The sequence below is a fragment of the Vibrio sp. JZG120 genome, assembly GCF_053890955.1.
Genome location: NZ_JBSRRK010000008.1, coordinates 264,069 through 285,801, shown reverse-complemented (window position 1 = coordinate 285,801; position 21,733 = coordinate 264,069). Strand labels below are relative to the sequence as shown.

The 21,733-nt window shown below is 45.9% G+C and carries 16 protein-coding genes; 9 read left to right on the top strand and 7 right to left on the bottom strand.

Annotation, left to right across the window (positions count from 1 at the left end):
- The first annotated feature begins 218 nt into the window (after window positions 1–218).
- The 4 genes from ACWPOD_RS17450 (at window position 219) to ACWPOD_RS17435 (ending at window position 4,887) form a co-directional block, all read left to right on the top strand.
- Complete coding sequence (locus ACWPOD_RS17450) at window positions 219–1,889, top strand: SulP family inorganic anion transporter (RefSeq protein ID WP_134647038.1); 1,671 nt, start codon at window positions 219–221, stop codon at window positions 1,887–1,889.
- 252 nt (window positions 1,890–2,141) lie between these two features.
- Window positions 2,142–3,059 carry an ABC transporter ATP-binding protein gene (locus ACWPOD_RS17445; protein ID WP_005396713.1) on the top strand — a complete coding sequence of 306 codons (918 nt, stop codon included), beginning with the start codon at window positions 2,142–2,144 and terminating at the stop codon, window positions 3,057–3,059.
- The gene (locus ACWPOD_RS17440; RefSeq protein WP_114323617.1) at window positions 3,060–3,830 is read left to right on the top strand and encodes an ABC transporter permease; all 771 of its coding nucleotides are present in this window, start codon (window positions 3,060–3,062) and stop codon (window positions 3,828–3,830) included.
- Between the two features lie 127 nt (window positions 3,831–3,957).
- Window positions 3,958–4,887 (top strand): Kdo(2)-lipid IV(A) acyltransferase, encoded by a 930-nt coding sequence (locus tag ACWPOD_RS17435; RefSeq protein WP_456232093.1) that lies wholly within the window; start codon window positions 3,958–3,960, stop codon window positions 4,885–4,887.
- 55 nt (window positions 4,888–4,942) lie between these two features.
- On the opposite strand, the gene panC is transcribed toward ACWPOD_RS17435, so the two are convergent.
- From panC to sfsA, 7 genes are all read right to left on the bottom strand, one after another.
- Window positions 4,943–5,848 carry a pantoate--beta-alanine ligase gene (panC, locus tag ACWPOD_RS17430; RefSeq protein WP_005396717.1) on the bottom strand — a complete coding sequence of 302 codons (906 nt, stop codon included), beginning with the start codon at window positions 5,846–5,848 and terminating at the stop codon, window positions 4,943–4,945.
- 11 nt (window positions 5,849–5,859) lie between these two features.
- A complete protein-coding gene (gene panB, locus ACWPOD_RS17425; protein ID WP_005396718.1) occupies window positions 5,860–6,654 on the bottom strand; it encodes a 3-methyl-2-oxobutanoate hydroxymethyltransferase in 795 nt (264 codons plus the stop codon).
- Window positions 6,655–6,678: 24 nt separating this feature from the next.
- Complete coding sequence (gene folK / locus ACWPOD_RS17420; protein WP_048625962.1) at window positions 6,679–7,164, bottom strand: 2-amino-4-hydroxy-6-hydroxymethyldihydropteridine diphosphokinase; 486 nt, start codon at window positions 7,162–7,164, stop codon at window positions 6,679–6,681.
- Window positions 7,161–8,528 (bottom strand): polynucleotide adenylyltransferase PcnB, encoded by a 1,368-nt coding sequence (gene pcnB, locus ACWPOD_RS17415; protein ID WP_456232092.1) that lies wholly within the window; start codon window positions 8,526–8,528, stop codon window positions 7,161–7,163. The genes folK and pcnB overlap by 4 nt, the downstream gene beginning before the upstream one ends.
- A 101-nt stretch (window positions 8,529–8,629) precedes the next feature.
- Entirely contained in the window at window positions 8,630–9,493 is an 864-nt protein-coding gene (gene gluQRS, locus ACWPOD_RS17410; RefSeq protein ID WP_257888812.1) for a tRNA glutamyl-Q(34) synthetase GluQRS, read from the bottom strand.
- A 96-nt stretch (window positions 9,494–9,589) separates the two neighbouring features.
- Window positions 9,590–10,036: an RNA polymerase-binding protein DksA gene (gene dksA, locus ACWPOD_RS17405; RefSeq protein ID WP_005386584.1), complete on the bottom strand. Its 447-nt coding sequence runs from the start codon at window positions 10,034–10,036 to the stop codon at window positions 9,590–9,592.
- A gap of 136 nt (window positions 10,037–10,172) precedes the next feature.
- Window positions 10,173–10,889 (bottom strand): DNA/RNA nuclease SfsA, encoded by a 717-nt coding sequence (sfsA, locus tag ACWPOD_RS17400; RefSeq protein ID WP_006743318.1) that lies wholly within the window; start codon window positions 10,887–10,889, stop codon window positions 10,173–10,175.
- A gap of 66 nt (window positions 10,890–10,955) precedes the next feature.
- On the opposite strand from sfsA, the gene hrpB reads away from it, so the two are divergent.
- From hrpB to ACWPOD_RS17375, 5 genes are all read left to right on the top strand, one after another.
- On the top strand, window positions 10,956–13,424 hold the full coding sequence (hrpB, locus tag ACWPOD_RS17395; protein ID WP_456232091.1) for an ATP-dependent helicase HrpB: 2,469 nt from the start codon (window positions 10,956–10,958) through the stop codon (window positions 13,422–13,424).
- A complete protein-coding gene (gene mrcB, locus ACWPOD_RS17390) occupies window positions 13,417–15,789 on the top strand; it encodes a penicillin-binding protein 1B (protein ID WP_456232090.1) in 2,373 nt (790 codons plus the stop codon). The genes hrpB and mrcB overlap by 8 nt, the downstream gene beginning before the upstream one ends.
- A gap of 122 nt (window positions 15,790–15,911) precedes the next feature.
- Entirely contained in the window at window positions 15,912–18,242 is a 2,331-nt protein-coding gene (locus ACWPOD_RS17385) for a patatin-like phospholipase family protein (RefSeq protein ID WP_456232089.1), read from the top strand.
- A 268-nt stretch (window positions 18,243–18,510) separates the two neighbouring features.
- Window positions 18,511–21,108, top strand: a complete 2,598-nt coding sequence (gene acnB / locus ACWPOD_RS17380; protein ID WP_048625959.1) for a bifunctional aconitate hydratase 2/2-methylisocitrate dehydratase — start codon at window positions 18,511–18,513, stop codon at window positions 21,106–21,108.
- A gap of 99 nt (window positions 21,109–21,207) precedes the next feature.
- The gene (locus ACWPOD_RS17375) at window positions 21,208–21,576 is read left to right on the top strand and encodes a YacL family protein (protein ID WP_012841428.1); all 369 of its coding nucleotides are present in this window, start codon (window positions 21,208–21,210) and stop codon (window positions 21,574–21,576) included.
- Window positions 21,577–21,733: the final 157 nt, after the last annotated feature.

Here is a 21,733-nt window from a genome sequence, read left to right as displayed (position 1 = left end):
ATCAGTGTTGTAACTATACACAATGTTACAATTTCGATCTCGTTAAATATTCGTCAGACAGGACTCATCTGACTAGTTTTCATCAATAAAAACGTAAAATTAGGCCTAATTATTTGTGGTGTGAATTTAGCCTTAATCTATTTATGGTTTAAATTTTCGCCTGGCTCGTTAAAGTAATGACATTTTACTTTTTAAAATTGAATGCAGGGAAATCAGCAGTGTTCGGTAGTCGTTTTGAAGATATTAATTTCAAAGGGGATGTATTTGGCGGGGTAACCACAGCGATTATCTCTCTTCCTTTGGCGTTAGCGTTCGGTGTTGCATCCGGTGCAGGGGCAGAAGCAGGCCTCTGGGGCGCAATAATGGTCGGTTTGTTTGCTTCGTTGTTTGGTGGTTCTAATACGTTAATATCAGAACCAACAGGGCCAATGACGGTAATCATGACCGCTGTGTTAACCAGTATGATGGCGAAGTATCCAGAAACGGGCATGGCCATGACCTTCACGGTTGTTATGATGGCTGGTGCGTTCCAAATCCTATTAGGGACGTTAAAACTGGGTAAATACGTTACCTTGATGCCTTATAGCGTGATTTCGGGCTTTATGTCAGGGATTGGCGTGATTCTTATCATTTTGCAGCTATCACCTTTGATGGGGCATGCTGCTCCTTCTGGAGGAGTGCTCGGAACATTATCTGCTTTGCCGGAGACCATTTCTAACCTCAAGTTCAGTGAACTGTTTTTAGGTCTACTGACTTTGGGGATTCTCTTTTTCTTCCCTAAGCAATATCGAAAATATGTACCAGCGCAACTCGTGGCGTTGGTTGTGGTGACTTTATTGTCTGTGATGTTCTTCGATACGGAAGACATTCGTCGTATCGGTGAAATCCCGGCAGGATTGCCTTCTCTCGTTGCACCTCATATTGATCCAGATATGTTTGTTGAGATGGTTATTGATGCATTGGTGCTCGGCACCTTAGGTTGTATCGATACTTTGTTAACGGCGGTTATCGGTGACTCCTTGACTCGTAAAGAGCACGACTCAGACAAAGAACTGCGAGGCCAAGGCCTTGCCAACATGATCTCAGGCTTGTTCGGTGCACTACCTGGCGCGGGCGCAACGATGGGCACGGTGACTAACATTCAAGTTGGGGCTCGTTCGCCATTGTCCGGTGTGATTCGTGCACTTATGCTTGCATTGGTCGTATTGGTTGCGGGTGGATTAACGGAGCCGATCCCAATGGCTGTGTTGGCTGGCATTGCAGTATATGTCGGCTTTAACATTTTGGATTGGAGTTTTATTCAACGAGCACACAAGGTTAGCTTTTCCGGAATGGCGGTAATGTATGGCGTTATGTTGCTCACAGTGTTCGTTGATCTTATCGTTGCCGTGGGCTTGGGCGTCTTTATTTCCAACATTATTATCATTGAGCGTCTGAGCCGAGAACAGGCGAGACAAGTGAAAGCGATCAGTGACGCGGATGAAGACGATGTGCCGCTAACTGACAGCGAGCGTGGCTTGCTTGATCGCGCCAATGGCAAAGTACTGTTCTTTTATCTTTCGGGTCCAATGATCTTCAGTGTTTCTAAGGCAATTTCACGCCAGCACTCCAGTATTTCGGATTATGATGTGATGATTCTCGATCTTACCGATGTACCTATGATTGATGTTACTGTCGGTTTAGCGTTAGAAAACGCGATTAAAGATGCGCTCGATGCTAATTGTGCCGTGTATTTGTTGTGTCCAAATGAGCGCACGCGAGAACAGCTAGAAAAGTTCCACGTTATTGATCTTGTCCCGAATGACAATATGTACCAATTCCGTTATGAAGCATTAAATGCGGCGGTAGCTCATGTCGAGGCGGACCAGTATCAGCGTATAACGGCGTAATCACTCTGATCGTTAAAAACGCAACAGCGCTCTGTTGCGTTTTTTATTCCCTAACTTTTCCTTACTTGTAGATAACCTTTACGTTGATAGGGACTATATTTCCAATATTATCGAAAGGTTTAATTGTAATCATCGTTATTCAACGATAAACTGATGGACCTCCAGTACAATACCCAAGGCGATTTCGTAGTAAACCGCTGATAAACATCGAGTCGGTATTAGTAATCACAAACAAACGGCAATCACGACCTTATGTACGCATTAGAAATTGAACAGTTGCGCAAGACGTATGCAGGTGGCTTTGAGGCGTTAAAAGGTATTAGTCTCCAAGTGAAAAAGGGTGACTTCTACGCGCTTCTAGGTCCCAATGGTGCAGGAAAATCGACCACGATCGGCATCATCTCTTCCTTAGTGAACAAAACTTCTGGGACGACGAAAGTTTTCGGTTATGACATTGATACCGACCTTGAGTTGGCCAAACAGAATTTAGGCTTGGTGCCACAAGAGTTCAACTTCAATCAGTTTGAAACTGTTGAACAAATCGTGATGCAGCAAGCGGGCTATTACGGTGTGTCTAAAGTATTAGCCAAAGAACGAGCTGAAAAGTACCTGAAAAAACTCGATTTATGGGAAAAACGTAAAGAGCGTGCCCGTAATTTATCTGGCGGGATGAAGCGCCGTTTGATGATCGCCCGAGCTTTGATGCACGAGCCGCAGTTGCTCATTTTGGATGAGCCAACGGCTGGGGTGGACATTGAACTACGCCGCTCAATGTGGGAATTTCTGAAAGAGATCAACCAAGAGCAAGGGATTACGATTATTTTGACGACGCACTACCTAGAAGAAGCGGAGATGCTGTGTCGAAATATCGGCATTATTAACCGAGGTGAGTTGATCGAAAACACCACCATGAAGGCGTTGCTAGGTAAGTTAAGCGTCGAGACATTTATCCTAGACATTGAATCTGAAGGCGAGGTGCCTGAGCTTGAAGGCGTCAATCGACAAAGTATTGTTGATGGCTCTTTAGAGATAGAGCTAGATAAAAGCCAAGGATTGAATTCAGTGTTCAGTCAGTTAACAGAGCATGGTATTAAAGTTCTTTCAATGCGTAACAAAGCCAACCGACTGGAAGAGTTGTTTGTCAGCATTGTAAGAGAAGGGAGTAAGTAAATGTACGGTTTATATTGGACGGCATTTCGTAGCTTGCTGAGCAAAGAGATCACCCGTTTTACGCGCATTTGGGTGCAAACTTTAGTTCCGCCTGCAATCACAATGACACTGTATTTCATCATTTTCGGTAATCTTATTGGCTCTCGAATCGGTGAGATGAGCGGCTTTAGCTACATGGAGTACATAGTTCCAGGTTTGATCATGATGTCGGTGATCACCAATTCATACTCGAATGTGGCGTCTTCGTTCTTTAGTGCAAAACTACAGAAGAACATTGAAGAGCTGCTGGTGGCACCAGTGCCAAATTACGTGATCATTGCTGGGTACGTAATGGGCGGTGTGACTCGAGGTTTGTTAGTAGGCGCTATTGTTACCTGTGTGTCTCTATTGTTTGTGGATCTGCAAGTTGAACACTGGGGCATTATTGTTGCGACCGTCTTCATGACATCCGTTGTATTTGCTCTAGGCGGGCTGATCAATGCGGTCTATGCAAAAACGTTTGATGATATTTCGATCATTCCTACATTTGTGTTGACCCCGTTAACCTACTTGGGTGGTGTTTTTTATTCCATCAGCTTACTGCCTGAATTTTGGCAAGGTGTCTCTAAGATTAACCCAATCGTCTACATGGTGAATGCGTTCCGTTATGGTTTTTTAGGCGTATCGGATGTGGGTATTGTCACTTCATTCAGTGTGCTTGCGGTGTTTGTGTTAGCGTTGTATGCCGTTGCTCATTACTTAGTAACGAAAGGTATTGGGCTAAGAAGCTAAGACTCTCCCACACAACAAAGAGCAGCGAATCATGCTGCTCTTTGGCATGCATAACAATACACTCCCATACAATCTTTCGGTTTTTATCATGTTAGGTTTCAATCATTTGTAATAAATGAGTGATCCTATGAATATTGTCCCGCCGCCGCCTTTCTCCTATCAGTTACTTAAGCCCAAATATTGGTCTGTATGGCTGGCATTTGGATCTTTAGCGATTCTTGTTAATGTACTGCCATACATAGTATTGCGAATCTTAGGTAGAAGCATCGGCTGTATTGCGATGCATGTAATGAAGCGCCGACACAAGATCGCTCTGCGTAATCTCCAGCTGTGTTTCCCTGATTTTACGGATTGGCAATGTAAGGACGTAGTACGAAAAAACTTTCAATATACGGGAATGGCGATCATCGAAACGGGCATAGCCTGGTTTTGGCCAGATTGGCGGATACGTCGGATAACCTCTATTGTTGGAAAAGATCGTTTACTCGCTGAGGAAAAGAATGGCCGTGGTGTGTTGGTGGTGTGCAGTCACCATTTAAACTTGGAGATAACCGCTCGTATTTTTAGCCAGTTTGCCAAAGGTTATGGCGTTTATCGCCCAAATTCGAATCCTGCTTATGAGTTTATTCAACATCGAGGTCGAACTCGTTTTGGGCATCAAATGATTGATCGAAAAGACGTTAAATCAATGCTCAAAGTTCTGAAAAATGGTCATCGACTTTGGTATTTGCCCGACCATGATTATGGCGTCAGCCATTCTGTTTTTGCGCCGTTCTTTGCTGTTGAACAAGCCGCGAGTACCATGGGCTCTAGTGTGCTTATAGACGCAACAAAGTGCGCGGTCATATCTGGCGTCACAGTGAGCAAGAATCACCATTACACGTTGTATATTGGGAAAGATATCAGTGAGCGTTTCGAGAGGCGTAATGCGATTAAAGCGGCAAGTATCTTGAACCAAGAGCTTGAGAAAATGATAAAACGTGATATTCCAGCGTGGATGTGGCTGCACAAGCGGTTTAAAACACGCCCTGAAGGGTTAGATTGCGTCTATACGTAGAAAATAAAAAAGGTCGACTAAGAGTCGACCTTTTTACGTCTTGATGGCTCAGAGCTTACTCTGCGCTCTCTGAGTTTGTATTACTAGACTCTGCTTCTTCCTTCGCTTCGACAACCATATCTACCGTTTGGTTATCGATAAGACGCGCTTTGCCTAAGAACGCAGACATCAGAATGACGGCTTGTGTCGTTTCTGGCGTGATCACTTGTAAAGTACGAGCATCACGAATGAAGATCTCATCAGGGTGCAAACCTGCAGCTCGAAGTTGGTCGCTCGCATCTTCGATGATCGATGCGTAGTCATCACGGCCACCGCGAATGGCACTGCTGATCCAACGCATTGTACGAGCAAGTACTGGCGCACGCTGACGCTCATCCAGCGTGAGTAAGCCATTGCGAGAGCTCATAGCTAAACCGTCCATTTCACGTACGGTTGGTACACCAATGATTTCAATGTCCATCGCAAGATCGACAACCATCTTGCGGATAACCGCAAGTTGTTGGAAATCTTTCTCACCAAAACAGGCCACATCTGGCTGAACGATGTTAAATAGCTTGTTTACGATGGTTGTGACGCCACGGAAATGACCAGGGCGTGAAGCCCCTTCTAAAATAGTCGATAGACCCGGAACATCAACAAACGTTTGTTTATCAAGCCCTTCAGGATAGATAACTTCTGGTGTCGGCGTAAATACCACATCGACCCCTTCAGAGGTTAACTTGCTTAAGTCTTCCTCTAGCGTACGCGGGTAATTATTTAAATCGTCTGCACGATCAAACTGCATCGGATTAACAAAGATGCTTACGACAACGATATCAGCGTATTCGCGTGCTTTACGCACTAAAGTTAAGTGACCTTCGTGAAGGTTGCCCATGGTTGGGACAAACGCAATTTTACGACCTTCACGTTTAAAGGTTTTAAGGTGTTCACGAACTGCTGAGATTTCCGCAAAAGTTTGCATGCATTTATCCTCTAGGCAATGGTATGAGCGTCGTCTGGGAATACACCGTTGGCTACATCTTCAATGTATTTAGCAACGGCTTTGCGCATATCACCTGTTTCAGCAAGAAAGTTTTTGGAGAATTTCGGCATGTAGTTGGCAGAGATACCGAACATATCATGCATCACGAGAATTTGACCATCTGTCACGTTACCAGCTCCAATACCGATAACAGGGACGTCGAGCACTTGCGTAATACGCTCAGCAAGCTCAGCAGGCACGCACTCTAGTAAGACGATTTGAGCGCCTGCTTCTTGCAGTGCTAACGCATCTTTCACCATGCGGTCCGCTTTTTCTTGATCGCGACCTTGGACTTTGTAACCACCAAAAATATTCACGGCTTGAGGAGTTAAACCAAGGTGAGCACAAACTGGAACCGAGCGTTCAGTGAGCATTTTTACAGTGTCGACTAGCCAGTCACCACCTTCAATTTTCACCATATTGGCACCAGCACGCATCAGTGTAGCCGCATTTTCGCAAGCTTGCTCTGGCGTGGTGTAGCTCATGAATGGCATGTCAGCCATCAACAAACAATTTGGGCTACCTGCGCGTACGCAACGAGTATGGTAAGCGATATCATCGACCGTTACTGGCAGAGTATCGTTGTGACCTTGCAAAACCATACCTAGAGAATCACCAACAAGAAGTACTGGCATTTCTTGGCTTTCAAACAGTTGGGCAAAGCTCGCATCATAAGCGGTTGAAGTAGCAAATTTACGACCTTCTTGCTTCCACTTGATTAGGTCGTTGATGGTCATTTTTTTCATGGTTTTATCCTTACTAGGAGTTGGCTATGACTGCCAGATACTGAGGCCGTTTCTATCTACTTGTTCCAGTAGTTCAGAGACCTCGGTCCCATCGGGGAGTTGTAAACTTGGTGCAATTTCCGCAAGAGGGTAGAGTACGAATTCACGCTCTTTCATTCCATAATGAGGAACGATCAGCCTCTCGGAATTAATCACCTCATTGCCATAAAGCACAATGTCGAGGTCCAAGGTTCTTGGTCCCCAACGTTCGTCTTTACGGACACGCCCTTGTTCTTGCTCAATGGCTTGTGTGCAATCGAGTAATTCAAGAGGCGTCAAACTGGTGTTAATCGACACAACCGCATTAATGTAATCCGGTTGGTTTTGTGGTCCCATTGGCGTGCTGCTGTATAGCGAAGAAGCCTGAACAAATTCTGATTTAGGCAGCGTTTTTAACGCTTCAATCGCTTGCTTCGCTTGGCTGACAGGATCAGCCAAGTTACTGCCTACCGCAATGTACGCTGTGATCATGACTTAGGCTTACTCTTTTTCTTGCGATAGGTTTTACGGCGGCGCTGACCACTCTTCGGTGATTGACCGTCTAGGTCGGCAGCCATTGCTTGACGCATTTCTCGGCCTGCATTTTGGAAAGTTTCCCACCACTTGGCAAGCTTCTGAGTGTCACCACCTTCAATTTCACCGCGCATTTCAAGAAAATCAAAGCCAGCTCTAAATTTATTGAGCTCCATCAGGCGGAATGCACGTTTACCGTTGCGTCGTGGAAGACGAAGCTGCAGCTGCCAAATCTCGCGAATGGTTGCGGTATGGCGTCTTGGAATGGCAATTGTACGAACTTGTTCATCAAGAATGATGTTACTCGCTTCCATAATGGCGTCGTAATGGCCTAGGTTGCGCTCTTCCATCAGCTTATCGGCTTTCGCACACAGTGGGTACCACAACATCGCAGCAAACATAAATGCAGGGTTGATACGTTTACCATCTTCGATGCGCATGTCAGTAGAATCCAACACGAGATCCAACATTTGCTCTGTGTGAGAGGAGTAATCTTCTGTAAAGTGCGCTGCAATCGTCGGGAAGAGCTGTTGGAATAAGTTGTACTCACGCAGTAGGTGGTAGGTTTCTAAGCCATGACCGGATTGCAATAATTTGAGTGACTCTTCAAAAAGACGCGCTGACGGAATGTCACCGAGCAACGGTGCCATGTGTTCGATTGGTGCCGCGGTGTCTTCTTCAATATCAAAGTCCAGTTTTACTGCGAAGCGAACTGCACGCAACATACGTACTGGATCTTCACGGTAGCGTGTTTCTGGATCGCCAATCAGTCGAATGAGGCGATCTTCTAAATCCTCAATACCACGTGCGTAGTCGTGAATCGAGTAATCCGCGATGTTGTAGTACATCGAGTTAATCGTGAAATCACGGCGCTCAGCATCTTCATCGATGGTGCCGTAGACATTGTCCCGCAGCAGCATTCCTTCTTTCGATTGCTGAGAGATGCTCTTATTCTTTTGCTCTTGGTGGTGACCGCGGAATGTCGCTACTTCAATGATGTCTCGGCCAAACATAATATGAGCCAAGCGGAAGCGGCGACCAATCAAACGGCAGTTACGAAATAGCTGTTTGATCTGTTCCGGCGTTGCGTTGGTCGCAATGTCAAAATCTTTTGGTTTCTGTCCAAGCAGTAAGTCTCGAACCCCGCCACCCACAAGAAAAGCATCGAAACCAGCACCATTTAGGCGGTACAGTACCTTCAGTGCATTATCACTGATCTGCTTACGCGAAATGTTGTGCTCTTCACGAGTTATTACATTGAGAGCGAGCTCTGGAATAGTGGCAGGTTCGCTTGGTGTATAGTCGTTTGTATTCATGTGCATCTGGCAATAACTGGGTTTAGTCCAATCTTGCTTTGGTTAGTTTTTGCGCCTCTAGGGCCTAATTTGCGGCTAATGATAGCCTACACAATGCCATTTGAGAATCACGGTGTGATCTCGATCTCTGTTGGAAGCTGTTCCAAGCGCCAGTTTTCGCAGCCCCAATGAAGAATCTCTTCTATGTTGGCCGCTTTTATGGCTTCCGGTATCTCGAAGCCCAAAAATGTCATGGCGCGTAATAGAGTAGGCTTTGGTGTCTCTATATCAATAGCCGTCGCGTGATTTTGTTTCGACAGTTTATTGCCGTTGTTGTCCATCGCCAATGGTAAATGCAAGTAGCTGACTTCAGGCTGCCCAAGTATCTGGTACAGACTGATTTGACGCCCTGTTGGCTCGATTAAATCTGCACCACGCACGACTTCGGTGACGCCTTGGTCGATGTCGTCCAATACTACCGCAAGATTATAAGCAAATAATCCATCTCGACGTTTAATAATGAAATCTTCATTAACGAGTTGCTCTGGAATCTTAATTGTTCCACGCTTCTGATCGAAGAAATGAGCGACAGGCTTGGTCATTTTTAGGCGAATCGCGCCGTCTTTCAAGTTTTTATCGCGGCAAGTGCCAGGATAAAACCCGCCATGCTCTTTAATTTGCTTTCGAGTACATTGGCAATAATAGGCTTCACCATTTTCGAGCCATGTGTTTATTTGGGCTTGGTAAAGGTCATGACGTTCACTCTGGTATACCACCTCTCCATCCCAATGCAGCTGATAGGCTTTGAGCGCATCTAGGATAAGTTGCGCCGCACCTGGCATTTCTCTTGGTGGGTCCAAGTCCTCAATACGTACTAACCAAGTTCCGTTGTGTGCTTTCGCTTGAAAATAGCTGCCAAGAGCGGCAATCAGTGAACCAAAATGTAAAGGACCAGAAGGAGATGGGGCGAATCGACCTACATAGCGTGTCATGCGTGTATCTCGAATTTAGTAAACAAATGGGATGCAAAGGTAGTCAAAACAAAAAGGGAGCCTGAGCTCCCTTCAATAATCATAATGCTTGGTTGATTAACCTTGCATTTGCTTCTCTTTGATTTCTGCAAGTGTTTTACAGTCAATACATAGGTCAGCGGTTGGACGTGCTTCAAGACGGCGAACGCCAATCTCTACGCCACAAGACTCACAGAAGCCAAAATCGTCTTCTTTGATTTTATCCAAAGTCTTTTCAATCTTCTTGATCAAACGGCGTTCGCGGTCGCGGTTACGCAGTTCTAGGCTGAACTCTTCCTCTTGAGAGGCGCGGTCAACTGGATCTGGGAAGTTTGCTGCTTCGTCCTGCATGTGGTGAACGGTACGATCCACTTCAGCTCTCAGCTGGTCGCGCCAAGCTGTTAAGATTTTCGTAAAGTGTTCAACCTGCTCTGGTGACATGTACTCTTCACCAGGTTTTTCCTGATATGGCTCCACGCCGGCAATGGCTAGGATGCCTATCGTTTTCTTCTTTGATTCTGGCATACAGCATCTCCTACTTACACCTAGTCAACTGCTACGCAGTCAATTTAAGGCGGGTATCTATAGCAAAAAGAGGCGGTGCAAGCAAATACTGAATCGCAAAGTTATCGTCAATGTGAAGACGACATCATTTTTTCTCTTAATTGATAAAATCAATAGCGGAAATCAGCTTCATTCCAGTATCGCTCAGTTCAGCTTTGTAGCAGAGAACTTCCACTCCAGCGTCTTGTGCTTGTTTGAGTAATAGTGAATATTTCGCGTCTATATGGTGCGCCGCGGATACTTTTTCAATACCTGAATGTAAAACAGTGAATAAAAGTATGGCTCTACTTCCATTTTGTGCCATTTCTGTGAGCTCTCTCAGGTGCTTTTGTCCCCGAGTCGTGACCGCATCTGGGAAGTATCCTTGTCCAGTAGAGTCGGTCTCATCAAGAAGAGTGACGCTTTTCACTTCTATATAGCACTTTGGCTTGTTGTCTGCGCTGAGCAAGATATCAATTCGGCTATTTTCATTACCGTATTTCACCTCAGTTTGAAGTGTGTCATAACCACAAAGCTCTGAAATGACATTATTTTCAATAGCCTCAACGGCTAATTGGTTGGCGCGCGCGGTATTGATACAAATGCGGTGGCCTTGTTCGGTTTCACTCAACTCCCAACTATTGGGATATTTTCGTTTCGGGTTGTCGGAAGTGGAAAACCAAACTTTGTTTCCCGGTGTCGCACAACCTGTCATAGCGCCAGTGTTTGCGCAGTGTATAGTACGAACTTCACCAGTATCGAGCTCGATATCGGCGAGAAAGCGTTTATAGCGTTTGAGTAGAGTGGCGGACTCTAAAGCGGGTGTGAAATGCATTTGCTTATTTAGACAAAAATTTTTTTATGTACAATGTTGCCACCATTACACCATAAGGTATTTCCTTTGTCACAATTGCCGATTGAAGCCGTGATGCCTGAGTTGCTGACGGCGGTCAAAAATCAACATCAAGTGATCTTAAAAGCGGCGCCTGGTGCCGGTAAGTCGACCTACTTCCCTTTACAGCTCCTCTTAAACCATTCGGTTGTTGGAAAAATCATCATGCTCGAACCAAGACGACTCGCGGCGCGTAACATTGCCCGTTATCTTGCTGAGCAATTGGGAGAACAAGTTGGTCAACGCGTGGGTTATCGAGTTCGTGGCGAGGCAAAGGTAAGTTCTGCAACGCAGTTGGAGATCGTGACTGAAGGGATCATGACTAGGATGATTCAAACTGACCCTGAACTGGATGGTGTTGATCTGCTGATCTTTGATGAGTTTCATGAACGCAGCATTCATGCCGATACCGCTTTGGCATTCAGTTTAGAAGTTCAAGAGGCATTGCGAGACGATCTCAAGCTGGTGGTAATGTCGGCAACGCTTGATCAACAAGCCTTACAGTCGTTGTTGCCGGAAGCCAGTTACATTGAATCAGAAGGACGCAGTTTCGACGTAGAAATGCGTTACCAACCGTTAGGTGTGAATGATCATTTACCTACGAGTATGACAAAAACAATAGAAAGTCTTATGAACAAAGAATCCGGCTCTTTGTTGGCTTTCCTACCGGGCGTTGGGGCCATTAAACAAGTCGAAGAACGTTTATCTCATTTGGCGGATGATATTGAAGTGTGTCCGCTTTATGGGCAACTGAGCTTTACTGAGCAACAAAAAGCCATCACGCCGGCAGAACACGGCAAGCGTAAAGTCGTACTCGCGACCAACATCGCAGAAACTTCACTGACGATTGAAGGCATTCGCCTTGTGGTTGATTCTGGGTTAGAGCGTATTGCCCGGTTTGATTTGAAAAACGGTTTAACACGCTTAGAGCAAACACGCATTGCACAGTCTTCAGCGATTCAGCGTGCAGGACGAGCGGGACGAATAGAAGAGGGCATTTGCGTTCGCCTCTATTCTGAAAGCCAGTTCAAGCAACAGCCGCAGGTTTCTCAACCCGAAATTTTGCATTCCGATTTGGCGAGTTTAGTTATGGAGCTCGCATTTTGGGGAGCGAGTGATATCCACGATCTCAAGTGGCTTGATGTTCCCGCTAATGCGTCATTGGAACAAGCGAAGCAGCTATTGGTGTCATTGGGACTACTGACGGAAAAAGGGCAATTAACGTCCGAAGGAAAACAGGCGCATGAACTAGGCGTCGAGCCTCGTGCGGCTGCGATGCTAATTAAAGCGCAATCTTACAGTGATAAGATGTTAAATGCTGCTTTGGCGGCGGTCGCACTGATTGAAGAGCCAGAGAGAAACGTTACCAATATCGCTCATAGCTTGCATCGTTGGCTTGTTGGTACTCATCCAAAAAAGTCGCTGTTGTTCAAGCGTGCTCAATCTCTAGCGTACAAATTGGATACGGTATTTGACCTGAAAGGCGTGGATGAAGAAGCATTACCGCTGGTGTTAAGTTTGGCATTTCCAGATCGCATTGCGCAGCAGCGCACAAATCAATTTGGGCGATTTACTTTGGCTAATGGTCATGGTGCAGAATGTCGTCTGGAAGACATGCTAGGTGGCTGTGAGTATTTGGTTGCCGTTGACTTAATGCGTTCTCATTCTAACTCCAGTCAAATTCATTCGGCATGTGAATTGGATGTCAATATATTGCGAGCGACCTTTGAAGCGCTATTTTCGTCTGAAGAAGTTGTAGACTGGGATGAAAAAAGAGGGCGTCTAATGGCTGAGCGACAAACAAAACTCGGTCAGCTGGTGGTTGAACGCGAGCTTTTGCCAAGCCCTGGCAAAGAAAAAATGACACAAGCTTTACTCACGTATGTCCGCCGCCAGGGCTTACAGAGTCTAAACTGGACACCGGCAGCGGAGAGCTTGTTGGCTCGGGTTCGTTGTGCGGTGGAATGGTTACCCGAGCAATCATGGCCAATGTTTGATGAAGCCAGTTTGTTGGATTCATTAGAAGAGTGGTTAGAGCCGTACATGACGTCCGTCAGTTCGGTTAACGATTTGAGCAAGATAGACTTGGTCGAAGCGCTGAACGCTCGATTAGGGTGGCCAATCAATCAACAACTGGATGAATGGTTACCAGAGCATTACCAACTGCCTACAGGTTCAAAGAAGCGTATCCGTTACCAGTATGGCCATGAGCCGAAATTATCGGTGCGTATGCAAGAGGTATTTGGTGAGAGTGGCTCCCCTACGGTAGCGCTTGGTCGTAAGCGTTTGGTGCTTGAACTGCTTTCGCCGGCACAACGTCCGCTGCAAGTGACGTCTGACTTGGCGGCTTTCTGGAACGGAAGCTATAAAGACGTTCAAAAAGAGATGAAAGGGCGCTACCCAAAACACGTTTGGCCAGATGATCCTGCCAATCATGTAGCAACTACGAAAACAAAAAGACAATTGAATAATGACTAACAGCAAGAAGCCTAGCGCGAAAAAAGCGCCAGCGAAGAAAAGTACAACCAATAAAGGAACGACAAAACCGACTCGACGCACACCGAGTAAAAAGCCGGCTAACGAGAAACGTTCGTGGCTGAAAGTTTTGTGGTCATTTAGCTGGAAAGCCGGTGTTGCGCTTGCCGCTGTTTTGCTGTTTGTGGGTATTTATTTAGATAGTGTCGTGAAAGAGCGCTTTGAAGGCCAGCTGTTTGAACTGCCAACGGTGGTTTATGCTCGCATCTTGAACTTAAATCCGGGTGAAAATATCACCATTCAAGAACTGCGCAACGAGCTGGATGTACTGAATTACCGTAAGGTAAGTCAGCCTCGCTATCCTGGTGAGTACTCTTCTTCTTCCACTCGTATTGAGCTGATCCGTCGTCCATTTGAATTTGCCGATGGTCCTGAACCGGATCGTCACGTGATGCTCCATTTTTCAGATTCTGGTTTACAGCGCATTCAGTCTTTAGAGTCCCGAGGTGATCTTGGTTACTTACGCTTAGAACCGAAGATGTTGGGGATGCTGGAGAAAGATCAAGATGAGCAGCGTCTGTTCTTGCGTCGTGATCAGTTCCCAGAAATTTTAGTTGATGCACTGCTTGCGACCGAAGACCGGAATTTTTATCAACACGATGGGGTGTCTCCACTCGCGATTGCACGAGCAATGGTTGCAAACATTAAAGCGGGTCGTACTGTTCAAGGTGGTAGTACGCTAACTCAGCAGTTGGCGAAAAACCTGTTTTTGACCCGTGATAAAACGCTGTGGCGCAAAGTTAGAGAAGCGTATATCGCGTTAATTTTGGATTACCGTTACAGCAAAGATCGTATTTTGGAAGCCTACCTTAACGAAGTGTACTTGGGGCAAAGCGGTGGTGAAGCGATCCACGGGTTTGGCTTGGCATCGCGTTATTACTTTGGACAACCGATCCAAGAGCTGCGAATCGATCAACTGGCGATGTTAGTTGGGATGGTAAAAGGACCATCTTATTACAATCCAATTCGTTACCCTGAGCGCACGAAAGAGCGCCGCGATCTTGTATTACGTTTGTTAATGCAGCAAAACATGCTGACATCTGAGCAGTATGAGCAAGCCGTCAGTCGTTCGCTTGATACGCAGAGCAAACCACGTATTGCGAGCCGTCAGCCCGCTTATTTCCAACAATTGAGCATTGAATTGAAAGAAAAAGTGGGGGAGCGATTTAAAGCGGAAACCGGGCTGCGCGTGTTTACGTCTCTGGATCCGGTATCGCAAAGCAAAATGGAGCAAGCCATCGCGAAAAAGATCCCGGAGCTAGCTAAACGAGGCGGTAAAGAATTGGAAGCTGCCGCTGTTGCGGTTGATCGTCATAGTGGTGAAATCCGTGCCATGGTTGGCGGTAAACGTGTTGGTTATGAAGGTTTTAACCGCGCGCTCAATGCCAGTCGTCCAATTGGTTCTCTAGTTAAACCAGCGATTTACTTGACGGCTCTAGAACAGCCGGAAAAATATAACCTAGGCACGACGCTGCACGACACGCCGCTAAGCCTGAAAAGCAGTAAAGGTAATGTATGGACACCGCGCAACTACGACCGAAAATACCGTGGTGATGTGCCACTCTACATTGCTTTAGCGAAGTCACTCAACGTGCCAACGGTGCGCTTAGGCATGGCGCTTGGTATCCCAGAAGTATCCGATACTTTAGAGCGTTTGGGCGTCAACAAAGACGAAATCCGCCCAGTGCCTTCGATGTTTTTGGGCTCGTTTTCTTTGACGCCGTTTGAAGTCGCGCAGATGTATCAGACACTGACGAACTCAGGCAAACGTGCGAAACTGACCGCTCTGCGTTCAGTGATGGATATGGAAGGTAATGTGCTTTATCAATCCTTGCCTCGTTCATCAAGAGCCGTGGATGAGCAAGCAGCATGGCTAACGACCTACGCGATGAAACAGGGGGTTGCTCAAGGTACAGGCCGCTTCTTACAAAGCCAGTTTGGTTGGGCTGCACTGGCAGGAAAAACGGGTACCAGTAACGATAACCGCGATAGCTGGTTTGTCGGTGTTGATGGCCGTGAAGTGACGACAATTTGGCTAGGCCGCGACGATAACAAACCGGTTCATCTAACGGGATCGAGCGGTGCATTACGAGTGTACGCAGAGTATTTGAAGCAACGCATTCCTGAGCGTTTAGAGCTTCCATGGCCAAGAGAGATCACCACGTTAGGATTTAAGCCGACATCAGATGGTGGTTTAGAAATGAACTGTCGTAGTGATTATAAACTGCCAGTTTGGGATAAAACGGGTCAAATAAAGCAGCAGTGTGAGAAGAAATCAAACTGGCTTAACAGCTTATTTGATTGGTAGCATCGCCAAATCAACAACATTAGCTTGTCTCTCTGGTCAATTCTTAGTACATATTAGGGCGTGTTAGTGCGGTGCTGCTAGCACGCCCTACTTGATAAGAAATTCAACAAAGGAAGAAGTGAATGTTCAAAAAGCTGTTATCAAGCCCGTCGACTCGCCATTTCGCGCTTTGGGTTAGTGCCTTTTTGATCACCACTCCTTCAGTTTCCCTCGCAAACTCTCTAGCAAAAACGGATGACGTGGAGCCTCGTCCAAAGGTGGCAGTTGTGCTCGCCGGTGGCGGAGCAAAAGGCGCTGCGCATATCGGCGTCCTCAAAGCGTTAGAAGAGATGCAGATCCCGGTCGATATCGTAACGGGCACCAGTATGGGCGCTTATGTTGGTGGTCTCTATGCAACGGGGATGAGCGCTGATGAAATTGAAAGTTTTATCTACACCGTCGATTGGAGCAGTGGTTATCGAGATCGTGTCGACCGTAGTCAACGCCGAGTTCGTGATAAAGAGTATGAAGACCGCTATCAAATTAACACTGACCTCGGCTTAAGATTTGGTGAGGTTCGTGCCCCAACGGGTGTCGTGCAAGGCCAGAACATGTTGCGCGTATTGCGTGGGACTACAGGGAACTTAGGGCGATTCGATTCTTTTGATGATCTTGCCATTCCTTATCGCTCTGTGGCGACAGATATTCTTGCGCTAGAGGAAGTGGTTCTTGGCAATGGCTACCTTGTGGACGCCATGATGGCTAGCATGTCTGTACCAGGAGCGCTTCCTCCCTATAAGCTCAATGGCCATATGCTTGTCGATGGCGGCGTGGTCAATAACATGCCTGTCGATGTGGCTCGCGCCATGGGGGCTGATGTCGTTATTGCTGTCGATATTAGCACCGACTACAAAACCGAAGATGAGTTTACCGGGCTGTTTACTGTAGCGGATCAACTTTCTAATTACCTAGTTCGTCGCAGTACGCAACAGCAAGTGGACGAGCTTGAACCACAAGATATTTATATTCGTCCCAATGTGGGCACCATGGAAACGGTCGAGTTCGACAAAATGCCTTGGGCTTTTCAAGCGGGCTACGATATTACCAAGCAGCTTGAAGATAAGCTGCTTGGTCTAAGTTTATCGAACGCAGAATACCAAAAGTACATTGATCACAAGCAAGAGGTACGTAAGACGCTGGTTTACGGTGATAAACGCATTGTTGATGACATTGTGATAGTGAATAACACCCACTACAGTGATGTATTACTTACTAACCGTATTCAATTGAAAACAGGTCGTCGTATTCCAACGGCTGAAATAGAAAAAGCCGTTGAAAATCTCTATGCGTTGGATCGTTTTGAGTTAATCACTTACCACTTTGAAGATGTTGATGGTAAGACATTGTTGGTTTTTGATGTTAACGAAAAGTCGTGGGGGCCGAATTACGTTAACTTTCGATTTTTCCTTGAAGATGACTTCGATACGGATAGCCAATACGGCATCGGTATGTCGACCAATTTTACTAATTTAAACTCGCATGGTGCAGAGTTGGCGTTCAACGTAGAAATGGGCACGGATAAGCTGATAGAGGCTGAGTTGTATTCGCCTGTTTTATCTAGCCAAACGCTTTTTGTTGCTGGCCGTGTTGGATACAGCAGTGAAGATAGAAACTTACCTTTTAGCGAGTTTGAAAACCCGGACCTCAGCTCAGTTAACGACTTCTTACCCGTTTCCTATAATGACTTTGCTTCAGAACTGGCGATTGGCATTCAACCTACGTTATGGCAAGAGTTGCGCCTTGGTGCTCGTTACTCTACAGGAGATATTGAGCTGTCTACCTTGGCCTCGGCAGGGCAGCTAGACTTCGAGCGCAAAGGTATATTTGCGAGCTATCGACTCGATACGCTTGATGATTTTGCATTTCCTACTCGCGGACTGCTGGTCGATCTTGAATATTTCGTATCCCATGACAAGAGTCCGGAAGGTATCACTCTACTCGATACGGAAAAGATGATTGAAGATACCGTGTATGAAATCTCCGCGCGATTTAAAGGTGCGGTCAGTCATCAGCGTCATACTTTAGTCGGACATGCAGAATATAGCTTTGTAGAAAGTAAAAATTCATCGGTTCCACTTGATCCGAGAGAGTTAGGCGGCTTTTTAAACCTATCTGGCATCCCAAGAAATAGCTTGATTGGACAGAACCTGTTTTTTAGTAGCTTGGTGTACCGATACAAATGGTTTGATAATGACTTTGGACTATTTGAAGCGCCAGTCTACCTAGGTGCATCAGTGGAATACGGTGGAGTGTGGTCAGATAATGATCTGAAGCTGAATGAAGCGCCACTTTACAATGCTGGCTCTATTTTCTTTGGTGTTGACTCACCAATCGGGCCAATTATGTTGGCTTATGGTCGTACTGAGCAGGATATGGATGCTGTGTATTTGATCGTAGGAACGTCGTTTAATTAACCGGGTATAAGAAAGCAAAAACTTGGCATATTTGGTCAAAATTAGCAGAACTTTAGTCGTAAGTTGCTATGTTGGTCAAAATGATAAGATTTTAATTTAAGGTTAAATTTGCTATTATTTTGCCCACAGTTTGGCCTCTACGGCGCTGTTTCTCAATCATAATTGAATGAAAACAAGGGCAATGGAGAGCCAAGTTTCCAAGGATGTTCACTCCTTTACTTTAACAATAGTAATAATAGAGGAGGAACCGCAATGAGAGGAAAAAGTCGTGCTTGAAGCCTACCGTAAACACGTCGAAGAGCGTGCTGCTGAAGGAGTTGTTCCTAAACCGCTAGACGCAGAACAAGTTGCTGGACTTGTAGAACTTCTGAAAAATCCCCCGCAAGGTGAAGAAGAAGTCATTCTTGACCTACTTGAAAACCGCATCCCACCAGGTGTAGATGAAGCCGCTTATGTAAAAGCGGGTTTCCTAACCGCTGTAGCAACAGGTGAAGTTAAATCACCACTTGTGAGCCGTGAAAAAGCGGCTGAACTGCTAGGCACTATGCAAGGTGGTTACAACATCGCACCGCTAGTTGAGCTATTGGATGACGAAGCACTGGCAGAGATTGCTGTAGAAGCGCTGTCTCATACGCTGCTGATGTTTGATGCTTTCTATGATGTAGAAGAGAAAGCAAAAGCAGGCAATGCGCATGCACAGAAAGTGCTTCAGTCATGGGCTGATGCTGAGTGGTTCCTTTCTAAGCCTAAGCTTGAAGAAAAAGTCACTCTAACTGTATTTAAAGTAACAGGTGAAACGAACACGGATGACCTTTCACCTGCACCTGATGCTTGGTCTCGTCCTGATATCCCAGTGCACGCACTTGCGATGCTGAAGAACGAGCGTGAAGGCATCAATCCTGATCAACCGGGCAATATTGGTCCGATCAAGCAAATTGAAGAATTGAAAGAAAAAGGTCACCAATTGGTTTACGTTGGTGATGTTGTTGGTACTGGTTCTTCACGTAAATCTGCAACCAACTCAGTACTTTGGTTTATGGGAGATGATATCCCTTACGTTCCAAACAAACGTGCTGGTGGTTATGTGCTTGGTGGTAAAATTGCACCTATCTTCTTCAACACAATGGAAGATGCGGGCGCACTACCAATCGAAGTCGACGTAACTAAGCTCAACATGGGCGATGTTATCGATGTTTACCCATATGAAGGTAAAGTTTGTAATCACGAAACAGGTGAAGTTTTAGCTGAGTTCTCGCTGAAAACGGAAGTACTGATTGATGAAGTTCGTGCTGGTGGTCGTATCCCATTGATCATCGGTCGTGGTTTGACAGACAAAGCGCGTCAATCGCTAGGTCTTGAGCCTTCTGATGTATTCCGTAAACCTGGTGAAATCGCAGATTCTGGCAAGGGTTACACGCTTGCACAGAAAATGGTTGGTAAAGCGTGTGGCGTAGAAGGCATTCGCCCTGGTACCTACTGTGAGCCGAAGATGACGACAGTAGGTTCGCAAGATACTACCGGCCCTATGACTCGTGATGAACTTAAAGACTTGGCGTGTTTGGGCTTCTCTGCTGATCTTGTCATGCAGTCTTTCTGTCACACCTCTGCGTATCCAAAACCAGTAGACGTAAACACGCACCACACACTTCCGGACTTTATCATGAACCGCGGTGGTGTATCTCTTCGCCCGGGTGACGGTATTATCCACTCATGGCTAAACCGTATGCTACTGCCGGATACAGTCGGTACGGGTGGTGACTCACATACTCGTTTCCCGCTAGGTATTTCATTCCCAGCAGGTTCGGGGTTGGTTGCCTTTGCTGCTGCGACAGGCGTTATGCCACTAGATATGCCTGAGTCAATCTTGGTTCGCTTTAAAGGTGAAATGCAACCGGGTATCACACTACGTGACCTTGTTCATGCCATCCCTTACTACGCGATTCAGCAAGGTCTACTAACAGTAGAGAAAGCGGGCAAGATCAACGAATTCTCTGGCCGTATCCTTGAGATTGAAGGCCTAGAAACGCTAACAGTTGAGCAAGCATTTGAGCTTTCTGATGCTTCTGCTGAGCGTTCTGCGGCAGGTTGTACTGTGAAACTGTCGCAAGAGTCGATCGAAGAGTACCTAAACTCTAACATTGTAATGCTGAAGTGGATGATCTCTGAAGGTTACGGTGACCGCCGTACTATCGAACGTCGTATTACAGCGATGGAAGAGTGGCTAGCAAATCCTGAGCTGATGCAAGCGGATAAAGACGCTGAATATGCACATGTAATTGAAATCGATATGGCTGAAATCAATGAGCCAGTACTATGTGCACCGAATGATCCGGATGACGCTCGCTTGTTGTCTGAAGTACAAGGCACAGCGATTGATGAAGTGTTCATCGGTTCTTGTATGACTAACATCGGTCACTTCCGCGCTGCTGGTAAGCTGCTAGATAAGTTCAACGGACAGCTTGCAACTCGTCTATGGATCGCTCCGCCAACGAAGATGGACAAGGATCAGCTAACGGAAGAGGGTTATTACGGTATCTTTGGCCGTGCTGGGGTTCGAATCGAAACACCAGGATGTTCACTGTGTATGGGTAACCAAGCGCGTGTTGCAGACAAATCAACAGTGATGTCTACCTCAACGCGTAACTTCCCGAACCGTCTAGGTACTGGTGCGAATGTTTACCTTTCGTCTGCGGAACTAGCTGCCGTAGGTGCAATCCTTGGTAAGATTCCAACTAAAGAAGAGTACTTGGAGTATGCGAAGCAAATTGATGCAACCGCTACAGATACTTACCGCTACTTGAACTTCCATAAAATGGATCAGTACACCAAGAAAGCGGATGAAGTGATCTTCCAAGAGCCTGCATAAGTTTAACTGCACAATTAAAAAGCACCTCAAACGAGGTGCTTTTTTTATGGGCGCAATTCGCTATACTCCGCACCAAATTGATACGAAAAGGCAATCTCGATGGAATTTGAATTCATCCGTAACACGTTGATGGGCGAGTACTACGTAAAATGCAGCATGGGGCATGAGATTGTTGGGCGCTGGCTACAAGAAGAAATTGGCAAAGATCCTATGAAGATTGCTCAGGTTGAAAAGCTAATTGAGCAGTCATTTTCAGCGCCTTCTCAAGAGCATAACCTAACAGGTACAGAAATTAGCTTGATGATTCAGGGCGATGAAGTCCTAGTGCAAGAAAACGCATTGGCCCATGACCATGATGTTGAGATGGAAAGTGAATTCGATTTCTACAATGCAGAAAGTACAGCAAGCTGTGGAATAGAGGACTTCATGATTCTTATCGAGCGATGGAAAGACTTTTTGAACATTTAGTGCACAGTTTTGGGTAACTTTCCTTCTGTTGCTTTAAATTTGTGAAAAGGGCGCACCGATATGGTGCGCCCTTTTTGTTTATAGATATGTAAATTGACGTTAGTTTTTATTATTCAATGACTTAAAAACTTGGCACGTAGATTGGATTATTAGAAGT